Origin of the sequence: Actinotalea sp. JY-7876 (assembly GCF_014042015.1) — a bacterium.
Lineage (GTDB): Bacteria > Actinomycetota > Actinomycetes > Actinomycetales > Cellulomonadaceae > Actinotalea.
Genome location: NZ_CP059493.1, coordinates 2,342,701 through 2,354,764, shown reverse-complemented (window position 1 = coordinate 2,354,764; position 12,064 = coordinate 2,342,701). Strand labels below are relative to the sequence as shown.

11 protein-coding genes are annotated in these 12,064 nt (G+C 75.9%); 9 read left to right on the top strand and 2 right to left on the bottom strand.

The genetic code is table 11. The annotated features are described in order from the left end of the window. Positions 1-19: 19 nt before the first annotated feature. From ligA to H2O74_RS10950, 5 genes are all read left to right on the top strand, one after another. Positions 20-2,506, top strand: a complete 2,487-nt coding sequence (gene ligA, locus H2O74_RS10970; RefSeq protein WP_370525731.1) for an NAD-dependent DNA ligase LigA — start codon at positions 20-22, stop codon at positions 2,504-2,506. Then, a complete protein-coding gene (locus H2O74_RS10965; RefSeq protein WP_182111621.1) occupies positions 2,503-3,012 on the top strand; it encodes a GNAT family N-acetyltransferase in 510 nt (169 codons plus the stop codon). The genes ligA and H2O74_RS10965 overlap by 4 nt, the downstream gene beginning before the upstream one ends. Beyond that, on the top strand, positions 3,009-3,833 hold the full coding sequence (locus tag H2O74_RS10960) for an N-acetyltransferase (RefSeq protein WP_182111620.1): 825 nt from the start codon (positions 3,009-3,011) through the stop codon (positions 3,831-3,833). Before H2O74_RS10965 ends, H2O74_RS10960 begins: the two co-directional genes overlap by 4 nt. Continuing rightward, complete coding sequence (locus H2O74_RS10955) at positions 3,830-4,252, top strand: pilus assembly protein CpaE (RefSeq protein WP_182111619.1); 423 nt, start codon at positions 3,830-3,832, stop codon at positions 4,250-4,252. Before H2O74_RS10960 ends, H2O74_RS10955 begins: the two co-directional genes overlap by 4 nt. A 143-nt stretch (positions 4,253-4,395) precedes the next feature. Next, positions 4,396-5,658: a DUF418 domain-containing protein gene (locus H2O74_RS10950; RefSeq protein WP_182111618.1), complete on the top strand. Its 1,263-nt coding sequence runs from the start codon at positions 4,396-4,398 to the stop codon at positions 5,656-5,658. Positions 5,659-5,695: 37 nt separating this feature from the next. Here the strand turns inward: H2O74_RS10950 and H2O74_RS10945 are convergent, their stop codons facing one another. Together H2O74_RS10945 and H2O74_RS10940 are read right to left on the bottom strand one after the other, a co-directional pair. Next, on the bottom strand, positions 5,696-6,349 hold the full coding sequence (locus H2O74_RS10945; RefSeq protein WP_182111617.1) for a response regulator transcription factor: 654 nt from the start codon (positions 6,347-6,349) through the stop codon (positions 5,696-5,698). A gap of 38 nt (positions 6,350-6,387) precedes the next feature. Further along, positions 6,388-7,764: a sensor histidine kinase gene (locus H2O74_RS10940; RefSeq protein ID WP_182111616.1), complete on the bottom strand. Its 1,377-nt coding sequence runs from the start codon at positions 7,762-7,764 to the stop codon at positions 6,388-6,390. A 117-nt stretch (positions 7,765-7,881) separates the two neighbouring features. On the opposite strand from H2O74_RS10940, the gene gatC reads away from it, so the two are divergent. From gatC to H2O74_RS10920, 4 genes are read left to right on the top strand one after another with little or no spacing between them, the layout of a single operon-like run. Beyond that, positions 7,882-8,178: an Asp-tRNA(Asn)/Glu-tRNA(Gln) amidotransferase subunit GatC gene (gatC, locus tag H2O74_RS10935; protein ID WP_182111615.1), complete on the top strand. Its 297-nt coding sequence runs from the start codon at positions 7,882-7,884 to the stop codon at positions 8,176-8,178. Next, the gene (gene gatA, locus H2O74_RS10930) at positions 8,178-9,836 is read left to right on the top strand and encodes an Asp-tRNA(Asn)/Glu-tRNA(Gln) amidotransferase subunit GatA (RefSeq protein ID WP_182111614.1); all 1,659 of its coding nucleotides are present in this window, start codon (positions 8,178-8,180) and stop codon (positions 9,834-9,836) included. Before gatC ends, gatA begins: the two co-directional genes overlap by 1 nt. Continuing rightward, complete coding sequence (gatB, locus tag H2O74_RS10925; protein WP_182111613.1) at positions 9,833-11,344, top strand: Asp-tRNA(Asn)/Glu-tRNA(Gln) amidotransferase subunit GatB; 1,512 nt, start codon at positions 9,833-9,835, stop codon at positions 11,342-11,344. Before gatA ends, gatB begins: the two co-directional genes overlap by 4 nt. Before the next feature lie 4 nt (positions 11,345-11,348). Continuing rightward, the gene (locus H2O74_RS10920) at positions 11,349-11,987 is read left to right on the top strand and encodes a GNAT family N-acetyltransferase (RefSeq protein WP_182111612.1); all 639 of its coding nucleotides are present in this window, start codon (positions 11,349-11,351) and stop codon (positions 11,985-11,987) included. The last annotated feature ends 77 nt before the right edge of the window (positions 11,988-12,064 follow it).

Below are 12,064 nucleotides of genomic sequence, written 5' to 3'. Positions count from 1 at the left end.
GACGCGCCATGATGTGCCTGTGAGCGAGACGACAGACCAGCCTCCCGCCGTACCGGAGCCGGTGGTGCCCGGGAGCGAGGTGCTCGAGAGCACGGCACCGCCGCCCGTGCTGGACGAGCGGGACGCCGGCCTGGACGACGACGCCGCACGGCACCGGTGGACGGAGCTCGCCGAGGAGATCCGCGCGCACCAGTTCGCCTACTACGTGCGCGACGCGCCGACCGTCTCCGACGCGGAGTACGACGTGCTGCTGCGTCGGCTCGACGCGCTCGAGCACGCGCACCCCGAGCTGCGCGTGCCCGACTCGCCCACGCAGCGCGTCGGTGGCACGTTCTCGACCGAGTTCACGGCGGTCGACCACGTCGAGCGGATGCTCAGCCTCGACAACGCGTTCTCCACCGACGAGGTCGCCGCGTGGGCCGAGCGCGTCACGCGCGACCTCGAGGGCGCCGCGAAGAACCTGCACTACCTGTGCGAGCTCAAGATCGACGGCCTCGCGATCGCGCTCCTCTACGAGGACGGGCGGCTCGTGCGCGCGCTGACCCGGGGCGACGGCCGCACGGGCGAGGACGTGACGCTCAACGTCAAGACGATCCAGGGCGTGCCGCACGTGCTCGCGGGAGACGACCACCCCGAGCTCATCGAGGTGCGCGGCGAGGTCTTCCTCCCGGTCGAGGGCTTCCGCGCGCTCAACGAGGCGCAGGTCGCGGCGGGCAAGGCACCGTTCGCCAACCCCCGGAACTCCGCGGCCGGCTCGCTGCGGCAGAAGGATCCGCGCGTCACGGCGTCGCGCCCGCTGCGCATGCTCTGCCACGGCATCGGGGCGCTGCGGTGGGCGGGGCGCCAGGAGGCGACGGCACGCCAGTCCGAGACCTACGAGCTGCTCGCGTCGTGGGGCCTGCCGGTGTCCGCGCGCACGCGCGTGGTCGACGACCTGGCGGGCGTCGTGGAGATGATCGACTACTACGGCGAGCACCGGCACGACGTCGAGCACGAGATCGACGGCATCGTGATCAAGGTCGACGAGACCGCTCTGCAGCGGCGCCTGGGCGCCACGAGCCGCGCCCCGCGCTGGGCGATCGCGTACAAGTACCCGCCCGAGGAGGTCAACACCCGCCTGCTCGACATCCGGGTCAACGTCGGGCGCACCGGGCGGGTGACGCCCTACGGCGTCATGGAGCCCGCCGTCGTCGCGGGGTCCACCGTGGCGATGGCGACGCTGCACAACCAGGACGTCGTGCGCGCCAAGGGCGTGAAGATCGGCGACGTCGTGGTGCTGCGCAAGGCGGGGGACGTCATCCCCGAGATCGTCGGCCCGGCCCCGCGGGCGCACGACGACGACTGGCCGCGACGCGAGTTCGTCATGCCGACGCGGTGCCCCGAGTGCGGCACGCCGCTGCGGGCGATGCGCGAGGGGGAGGTCGACCTGCGCTGCCCCAACGCACGGACCTGTCCCGCGCAGGTGCGCGGCCGCATCGAGCACATCGGCTCGCGCGGCGGCCTCGACATCGAGGCGCTCGGCGAGGTCACGGCGACCGCGCTGACGCAGCCCGAGGTGCCCGAGACGCCGCCCGTCGTCAGCGACGGGGACCTGTTCGCGCTGGTGGGCTACCCCCTCGACGCGGACGCGAGCACGCGGGAGCGCGTCCGGGCCGAGAGCCTGGCGAGGCTCGCGGAGATCGAGGTCGTCGTGCGGGACCCGGAGACGGGGGAGCCGCGCGCCGACGAGGACGGGGTCGTCCGCCGGCGGACGCCGTTCCGCCGCCGGGCCACGTGGACCAAGGCCGAGGAGCGCGCCGCGGAGGCGGAGGGTCGGGCCCTGCCCGCGTGGCTGCCGTCAGCGGCCGCGGTGACCTTGCTCGACGAGCTCGAGGCGGCCAAGACCAAGCCGTTGTGGCGGGTGCTCGTCTCGCTGAGCATCCGCAACGTCGGCCCGACGGCGGCGCGGGCGCTCGCCCAGCACTTCGGGTCGATGACCGCGCTCCAGGAGGCCCTCGCGGGCGAGCGGGGCGAGGTCGTCGCACGGCTCTCGCAGGTCGAAGGGCTGGGCCCGGTCATCGCCGAGTCGATCGTCGACTGGTTCGCGGAGGACTGGCACCGCGACGTCGTCGAGGCGTGGCGGCGCGCGGGCGTGCGCATGGAGGACGAGCGGGACACGTCGCTCGAGCGCACGCTCGAGGGGCTCACCGTGGTGGTCACGGGGTCGCTCGAGGGCTTCTCGCGCGACGGCGCCAAGGAGGCGATCCTCGCGCGCGGCGGCAAGGCCTCGGGCAGCGTGTCGAAGAAGACGGACTTCGTGGTCGTCGGGGAGAACGCCGGCACCAAGGAGGCGAAGGCCCGCGAGCTGGGCCTGCCGATCCTGGACGAGGACGGCTTCGTCGCGCTCCTCGCCGCCGGCCCCGCGGCCGTGGCGCCGGACGGCGGGGCGCCGGACGAGGGCGTGCACGACGCCGCTCACGACGACGGCGGCGGCGCGGCGGCGGAGCGGGACGGCGCGGCAGGGTGAGCGGGGTCGTGGTGCGTCCGGCCCGTCCGGACGAGCTCGCGGCCGTGGGCGAGCTCACGGTGGCCGCGTACCTCGCGGACGGCCTCGTCCCGGACGACCACTGGTACGTCGAGGAGCTGCGTGACGCGGTGGACCGGGCCGAGCACGGCACCGTGCTCGTCGCGGTCGGCGAGGACGGGGGCCTCCTCGGCACGGTGACGGTCGTCCGGCCACCGTCGCGCTACGCCGAGGTCGCCGGGGAGCACGAGGCCGAGCTGCGCATGCTGGCCGTCGCCCCGGGCGCGCGCCGGTGCGGCGTCGGCGAGCTCCTCGTGCGGACGGCGATGGGGCTGGCGCGTGCCGCCGGTGCGTGGACCCTCGCGCTCACGACGTTGACGACCATGGCCTCCGCGCGCCGGCTGTACGAGCGCCTCGGGCTGCACCGTGCCCCCGAGCGGGACTGGGGCGACGCCGCGGGCTACACGTTCCTCGTCTACACCGCCCCCCTGTCTCAGGAGGTCCCGTGACGACGCCCGCACCCACGGCCACGGCCACGGCCGCTGCCCGCCGTCCCGGTCTGGCCACCGAGGTCGCGACGTGGCCGCCGGTCGAGGCGGTCGACGTCGACGGGTGGCGCGTGGGGTTCTCGGAGGGATTCACGCGACGCGGCAACAGCGTGGCCGCCCTCCGCGCGCCGGGCGACGTCGAGGCGGCCCTCGACCGGACCGAGGACCTGTGCGCGGCGCGCGGGCTGCCGGCCGTGGTGCGGGTCTGCCGCGACTCGGCCCCGGACGACCTCGACGCCCGGCTGGCGCGGCGCGGCTACGCGGTCGCGGCGCCGACGTCGGTCATGGTCCGTGACCTGGCGAGTCCTCCGGGCCCCGGCGATCTCCCGCCCGGGCTGGAGATCGCGGACCGGCCCACCGCCGCGTGGCTGCACGGGTGGCTGGGCGTCAAGGCCGCGCAGCGCGAGGTCGACCTGGCCCTCGCGGAGCGCCTCCTGCGCGGCGCGCCCGCCGCGTACCTCACCCTGCGCGCCGACCGGCGCGAGGACGGCGACCTCGGCGTGATCCGTGCCGCCGTCGCCGACGGCTGGGTCGGGCTCTCCTGCCTGGCCGTCGCGCCCGCGGCGCGACGGACCGGGGTCGGCCGGCTCCTGACGCTCGCGGCCCTGGACCACGCCCGCACGCTGGGCGCCGGGTGGGCGTTCCTCCAGGTCGAGGAGGGCAACGCGGCTGCCCGGGCGCTGTACGAGGGGCTCCGGTTCGAGGTCTCGGACCGTTACCACTACCGCGAGCGCCCGGTGGACCTGCCGTCGCGCCCCGCGCGGGAGACACTGGGCGCATGATCTCCCAGCATCTCGCCGCCGCCCTGCGTGACGCCGGACTGCGGTGGAGGCCCGCCGCCGGCGACCGCTTCGTCATCCCGCAGGACGGTCTCGAGGACGAGCTCTTCACCCTCAGCGAGATGACCATCGAGGCGCGCGAGTACCCGACCGGCACCATCCTCGGGTTCAACGGCACGACGGAGTGGGCCCTGGACTCGGTCGCCCAGGAGGACGCGCTCTGGATGCCCCGCGAGGACCAGCTGCGCGACCTGCTCGGTTCGACCTTCGTCTCGCTCGCCCGGGCGGACGACGCGTGGCAGGTCACGACCCGGTCCGCCTCCGGCGAGGAGGCACGGTTCACGGCCGCGACCGCCGCCGACGCGTACGGCGAGGCGCTCCTCGCCCTCGTGGTGCTCGCGCTCGCCGACGCCGACCGGTAGCGTCCCGCGCCATGGCGACCCCGGGTGCCGCGCCGCCGCCTCCGCCGCCCACTCCGCCGCCGCCTCCGCCGCCGGCGTTTGCGCCCGGGCCGCCGCGCCCGCCGTTCGCACCCCCGCCGCCCGCGGTGGCATGGCCGCCGCCCGTGGCTGCGCCACCCCCGGCGCCCCTGGCGGCCGCGGAGCCGCCCGCGCCGATCACCCGCCCCGAGCGGTCGCTCGCCCCGGACGTCGCGCGCGGCGCGATGCTGCTGCTCATCGCGCTCGCGAACGTCGGCTTCTACCGGTACGGCACGGCACTGGACCCGTACCAGAACCCCGTGGACGCCTCGGCCGCCGACCGTGTCGCGATGTTCGTCGAGCAGCTGCTCGTCGCCGAGCGCTCGCGCCCGATGTTCGCCGTCCTCTACGGCTTCGGCCTCGCCATGATGGCCTCCCGCATGCGCAGCCGCGGCGCGACGGCCGGCGCGGTCCGTGCCGTCCTGGCCCGGCGCAGCACGTGGCTGGTGGTGCTCGGCGTGCTGCACGGCGTGCTGCTGTTCGCGGGGGACATCATCGCCGCCTACGGCGCCACCGGGTTCGTCGCGCTCGCCCTCGTGCAGGCCTCGGACCGCGCGCTGCGGCGGTGGCTGTGGGGCAGCCTGGCCTACGTCGCCGTCGGGATGACCACGTTCCTCGCCGCCGCGACGCTGCTGACGGACGACGCCACGGCGGCCGGCGCGCCGCTGATGGGGCGCACCTACGCGCAGAGCATGGTCACCGGGCTCGTCGCGGAGGTCGGCGGCATCGCGATGGTGCTGGTGCTGCTGGGCTTCGTGCCGCTCGTCGTCGTCGGCGTCATGCTCCAGCGGGCGGGGTGGCTCACGGCGCCGGGCCAGCACCTGCCGGGGCTGCGGCGCGTCTTCCGGTCCGGCATGGCGGTCAACGTCGTCAGCGCGCTGCCCGTGGCCCTCATCGCGCTCGGGGTGTGGCAGCCGGGGCCCGGCGGGATGTTCGCCGCCTCGTACGCGACCCTGCTCGGCGGGATGTACGCGGGCATCGGCTACGTGTGCGGCTTCGCCCTGCTGGCCCACCGCCGGCAGGGGCGCGGCCACCGCGGCGCCACCGGCGCCCTCGCGGCGCTGGGGGAGCGGTCGCTGACGGGCTACCTCGGCCAGTCGTTCCTGCTCGCGCCGCTGCTCTCGCCGTGGGGCCTGGGGCTCGGCGAGGGCCTGCACCCCCTCGCGTCCTTCGGCCTCGCGGCGGCCGCGTGGCTCCTCACGCTCGCCGCGGCGACGCTCATGGCGGCCCGCGGCGTGCGGGGCCCGTTCGAGGCGCTCCTGCGGCGGCTCACCTACGGCGCGGCCCGCACGCCCGCCGTGCCCGCGGGCATGCCGGCTGCGCCGCCTCCCGCCGCGCTCGCCGGCTAGGGATCGGCCACCGGGCGCTCGCAGGGCCGGGCGGTCCTCAGGCCCGCGCCCCGCGCATCCAGGCCAGGACCGCGAGCACGCGGCGGTTGTCCTCTGCCGCCGGCTCGAGGCCGAGCTTGGCGAGCACGTTGGCCACGTGCTTCTCGACGGCGCCGCCGCTGACCACCAGCCGTTGCGCGATCGCGCCGTTCGAGCGGCCCTCGGCCATGAGCGCGAGCACCTCGCGCTCGCGCGGGGTCAGGGTGTCGACCGGGTCGGCGGGCCGGCACTGGACGAGCAGCTGCGCGACGACGTCCGGGTCCAGCACGGTGCCGCCCGCCGCGACGCGCGCGAGGGCGTCCTCGAGCGCGTCGAGGTCCTGCACGCGGTCCTTGAGCAGGTAGCCGACGCCGCCGCGGCCGTCGGCGAGCAGGTCCCGCGCGTAGGACTCCTCGACGTACTGCGAGAGCACGAGGACGCCCAGCCCGGGGACCGCCGCCCGTGCCGCGACCGCCGCGCGCAGCCCGTCGTCGGTGAAGGTCGGTGGCATCCGCACGTCGAGCACCGCGACGTCGGGCCGGTGCTCCGTCACGCCCGGCACGACGGCGTCGGCGTGGTCCACGGCGGCGACCACCGTGTGCCCCGCCTCCTCGAGCAGCCGGACAAGGCCCTCGCGCAGCAGCACGGAGTCCTCGGCGAGCAGGATGCGCATGCGGGCCAGTGTGCCGTGCTGCGCCGACCTGTCCCCGCTCAGGCCCACGGCAGGGTCGCGGTCACGACCGTCGGGCCGCCGTCCGGGCTCGTGACGGCCAGCGTGCCGCCGAGCCCCTGGACCCGGTCGGCCAGCCCGGCGAGGCCGTGCCCCTTCGCGAGCGCGGCGCCGCCGACGCCGTCGTCGTGCACCTCGACCACGACCCGGCGCGCGGCCGCGTCGGGCGTCGCGCCGCCGTCGTCGTCGCCAGGCGCCCGGTCGGACGAGGCGAGCCGCACCCGCACCTCCGCCCGGCTCGCCCGGGCGTGCTTGGCGACGTTGGCCAGGGCCTCGGTGACGACGAAGTACGCGGCGTTCTCGGTCGACGGCGAGGGGCGGGACCCGTCCGGCAGTGCCACGTCGACCGTCACGTGGACGGTGGACCGGGCCGCGACCGCGCTGACGGCGGCGGCGAGCCCGCGGTCGGCGAGGACGGGCGGCGCGATGCCGCGCGAGAGCGCCCGGATCTCGGCGAGCGTCTCGGCCGCCTGCTCCCGCGCGGACCCCAGCAGCGCGCGTGCCGCGTCGGGGTCCTCGGTGAGGCGGCGCTCCGCCACCGAGAGGTCCATCGCGAGGCGCACGAGGCGCTGCTGCGGCCCGTCGTGCAGGTCGCGCTCGAGGCGGCGCAGCGAGTGGGCCTCGGCGGCCGCCGCCGAGGAGCGGCGGTCGGTGAGGTCCTGCACCTCGGCCTCGAGCGCGGCGCGCGACGCCCCGGTGAGGAGCAGCCGGGCCCAGCCGGCGTGCACCGCGGCGCAGGCGCGCAGCACCGCCGGGAGCGTGAGGGCGAGCAGGAGGCCGAGGACGAGGTTGAGCACCGACTCACTGACCGGCAGCTCGAGGAGCTCCGCCAGCGTCGTGCTCGAGTCGGCGTCGGGGAGCCAGCGCTCCCAGAACCAGTAGGTGAGGCCGCCCAGCGCCCCGGCCCACCACGTGAGCGCGACCGACCACGTCGCGCTCGCCAGGGGCAGCGCGCCGAGGGCGTGCAGGAGCGTCGCCCAGCGCCGCGGGTCGCGCAGCGGCACCAGGGCGCGACGCAGGCCCCGTCCCGAGGCCTGCTGGAAGACGATCGGTGCCAGCTCGGTGCCGCGCGCCGCGAGGCGCACGCGCTCGAGGTGTCCGAACGCCGTCGTGGCGTAGAGGGTCCCGACCGCCACGAAGATCCCGACGACCGTGACGAGCAGCCCGGCGGCCAGCGACAGCCCGACCACCGCGACCGTGAAGGCCACGAGCGCGACGGGCAGGCCGGCGAGCAGGTACCAGGTGTCGCGCAGCGCCTGACGGACGACCGACGTGCCCTCGGCGTGCGGCCGGGCCGGCGCGGCGGCCGGGGCGGCCGCGGCGGGCGGGACGGGGAGCGGCTCGGCGTGGTTCGTCATGCCCTCGATCCTCACGAGCGCGGGTGCGGGCCGCGATCCTGCGAGCCGGCGGACCCAGGGTAGGGCCAGCCCCACCCTGCGGACCGGGCTGCGGGGCTCCCCACTAGACTCGCCGCCATGTCCACCATCAACCGCGACGAGGTCGCGCGCCTGGCGGCGCTCGCCCGGATCGACCTGACGGACGCCGAGGTGACCCGCCTCGCGGGCGAGCTCGACGTCATCGTCGAGTCGGTCGCCCGGGTCAGCGAGATCGCCACCCCGGACGTCCCCGCGACGAGCCACCCGCTTCCCCTGACGAACGTCTTCCGCGACGACGTGCCCGAGGAGCCGCTGCCCGTGGCCGACGCCCTCGCCGGGGCACCCGCGGCCGAGGGGGGACGCTTCGCCGTCCCGCAGATCCTGGAGGAGGACTGATGCCCGGACGCCACGCCGCCGGTGCCGAGGGCGCCACGGGGACCGCGGCTGACGCCGCCGCCACGCAGGAGGCCGCGCTGGAGGGCGCCGAGGTCGGCGCCACGAGCGACCTCACGAGGCTGAGCGCCGCGGCGCTCGCCCAGCTCCTGCGCGCCGGGACGGTCACCAGCGTCCAGGTCACGCAGGCGCACCTGGACCGCATCGACGCCGTCGACGGCGCGCTGCACTCCTTCCTGCACGTCGCGCACGAGGAGGCGCTCGCCACCGCGCGGGACGTCGACGCGCGCCGCGCCGCCGGCGAGACGCTCCACCCGCTCGCGGGTGTCCCGGTCGCCGTCAAGGACGTCATGGTGACCAAGGGCATGCCGACGACGGCGGGCTCGCGGATCCTGCAGGGCTGGGTCCCGCCCTACGACGCGACGCTCGTCGAGCGCCTGCGCGCGGCCGGCCTGCCGATCCTCGGCAAGACCAACATGGACGAGTTCGCGATGGGCTCCTCGACGGAGCACTCCGCGTACGGCGCGACCCACAACCCGTGGGACCTCGACCGCATCCCCGGCGGCTCGGGCGGCGGCAGCGCCGCGGCCGTCGCCGGCTACGAGGCACCGCTGGCCATCGGCACGGACACCGGCGGCTCGATCCGCCAGCCCGCCGCCGTCACCGGCACGGTGGGCGTCAAGCCGACGTACGGCGGGGTCTCGCGCTACGGCCTCATCGCCCTCGCCTCGAGCCTCGACCAGGCGGGCCCGGTGACGCGCTCGGTGCTCGACGCCGCGCTGCTGCACGAGGTCATCGGCGGGCACGACCCGCGCGACTCGACGTCGCTGCCCGAGCCGCTGCCCTCGCTGGTCGACGCCGCGCTGCAGGGACGCTCGGGCGACCTGACCGGCGTGCGCGTCGGCGTCGTGCGAGAGCTCGACGGCGAGGGCTACCAGCCCGGCGTGCGTGCCCGGTTCGAGGAGTCCCTCGAGCTGCTGCGCGGCGCCGGCGCCGAGGTCGTCGAGGTCTCGTGCCCGCACTTCGGGTACGCGCTCGCGGCGTACTACCTCATCCTGCCGAGCGAGGCGTCGAGCAACCTGGCGAAGTTCGACGGCATGCGCTTCGGCCTGCGCGTCGAGCCCACCGAGGGTCCGGTCACCGCCGAGCGCGTCATGGGGGCGACCCGCGGGGCCGGCTTCGGCGACGAGGTCAAGCGCCGCATCATCCTCGGCACCTACGCCCTGTCGTCCGGGTACTACGACGCGTACTACGGCAGCGCGCAGAAGGTCCGCACGCTCATCCAGCGCGACTTCGCGGCCGCGTTCGAGCAGGCCGACGTCCTGGTCTCGCCGACGGCGCCCACGACGGCGTTCCGGCTGGGGGAGAAGCTCGACGACCCGCTCGCGATGTACCTCAACGACGTCGCCACCATCCCGGCGAACCTCGCCGGGGTGCCCGGCATGTCGCTGCCCAGCGGGCTGTCCGACGACGGCCTGCCGGCCGGCTTCCAGATCCTGGCCCCCGCGCGCGCCGACGACCGGCTGTACCGCGTCGGCGCGGCGCTCGAGGCACTCCTCGAGGCGCGCTGGGGCGGCCCGCTGCTCGCGCAGGCCCCCGAGGTGCCCACCTCCGTGCCGACCGTCCCGGCCGACGTGCCGGCAGAGGGGAGCGTCCGATGAGCGCCCAGACCACCGACCTCGTCGACTACGACGACGCCGTGGACCGGTACGACCCGGTCATCGGCATCGAGGTCCACGTCGAGCTCGGCACCGCGACCAAGATGTTCGACGCCGCGCCGACCGTGTTCGGCGCGGAGCCCAACACGCAGGTCACGCCGGTCTCGCTCGGCCTCCCGGGCGCCCTGCCGTCGCTCAACGGCAAGGCTGTCGAGTCCGCGATCAAGATCGGTCTGGCGCTCAACTGCCAGATCGCCGAGCTGTGCCGGTTCGCGCGGAAGAACTACTTCTACCCGGACGTGCCGAAGAACTTCCAGACCTCCCAGTACGACGAGCCGATCGCGTTCGACGGCTACCTGGACGTCGAGCTCGAGGACGGCACCGTCGTGCGCGTCGAGATCGAGCGCGCGCACATGGAGGAGGACGCGGGCAAGAACACGCACGTCGGCGGAGCCACCGGGCGCATCCACGGCGCCGAGTACTCGCTCGTCGACTACAACCGGGCCGGGATCCCGCTCGTGGAGATCGTCACGCGGCCCATCACGGGCGTCGGTGCCCGGGCGCCCGAGGTCGCGCGCGCCTACGTGCAGACCCTGCGCGACATCTTCCGCGGGCTCGAGGTCTCCGAGGCGCGCATGGAGCGCGGCAACGTCCGCGCCGACGTCAACGTCTCGCTGCGGCCGACGCCCGAGTCCCCCCTGGGCACCCGCACCGAGACCAAGAACGTCAACAGCTTCCGGTCGGTGGAGCGCGCGGTGCGCTACGAGGTCTCGCGCCAGGCCGGCGTGCTCGACGCCGGCGGCACCGTGGTCCAGGAGACCCGGCACTGGCACGAGGACACGGGCGTGACGACGTCGGGCCGCATCAAGTCCGACGCCGAGGACTACCGCTACTTCCCCGAGCCGGACCTGGTCCCGGTCGCCCCGAGCCGGGAGTGGGTCGAGCAGATCCGCGCGACGCTGCCCGAGGCGCCCACCGTGCGGCGTCGTCGGCTCCAGGCCGAGTGGGGCTACGCCGACGCCGAGATGCGCGACGTCGTCAACGCGGGCGCGGTCGAGCTCATCGAGGCGACCGTCGCCGCGGGCGCGGCACCCGCCGCCGCGCGCAAGTGGTGGATGGGCGAGCTCGCCCGCACCGCCAAGACCGACGGCGTCGAGCTCGCGAGCCTTCCCGTCACGCCCGAGCAGATCGGCCAGCTCCAGGGCCTGGTCGACTCCGGGCGGATCAACGACAAGCTCGCGCGCCAGGTGCTCGCCGGCGTGCTCGCGGGGGAGGGCTCGCCCGAGGAGGTCGTCGTCGCGCGCGGGCTCGAGGTCGTCTCCGACGACGGCGCCCTGATCGCGGCCGTCGACGAGGCGCTCGCCGCCCAGCCGGACATCGCCGAGAAGGTCCGGGGCGGGAACCTGGGCCCGGTCGGGGCGATCATCGGGGCCGTCATGAAGGCCACGCGCGGGCAGGCGGACGCCGCTCGCGTCCGGGAGCTGGTGCTCGAGCGCGTCGGGCAGGGCTGAGGCCGTGACGACGGTCCCGGTCATCGACGGCGAGCTGGTGCGCCTGCGGCCCATCGGGCCGCAGGACGCCGACCACGTCTGGGAGATGCTCGAGGACCTCGAGGGCCTGCGGATGACCGGGACGACGACGTCGTTCACGCGTGCGCAGGTGGAGGAGTGGTGCGCGACGGTCGCCGACCGCGAGGGCCGGCTCGACTGGGCCGTCACGCACGGCTCCGACGAGTTCCTCGGCGAGATCGTCCTGACCGACGTCGACGCCCACTCCGCGAACGCCAACCTGCGGCTGTCCATGCGGCCGGGTCAGCGGGGGCGCGGCTTCGGCGGCGAGGCGATCGAGCTCGTCCTGCGCCACGCCTTCGCCGAGGCGCCGGAGGGGCTCGGCCTGCACCGCGTCTCGCTCGAGGTCCTGAGCATCAACCCGCGCGCCCGGATGCTGTACGAGTCCCTCGGCTTCGTCGTCGAGGGCCGGCTGCGCGATGCGCACCGGGACGGCGACCGCTGGTGCGACGCGATCGTCATGGGGATCCTCGACGAGGAGCACCGCGCCTGGCGGGACGCGCAGGCGGCGGTGCTCGCGGCCGACGAGCGCGCGCGGCTCGCCGCCGAGGCCGAGCGGCGGGCGCTGCGCGGGGACGACCGCTGACGGGTCGCCCGTGACGCGGGGGCGTCCGGGACCAGGGAGGATGGGGCAGGCCCGCGCCGCGGCGCGGCCGTCCCCGC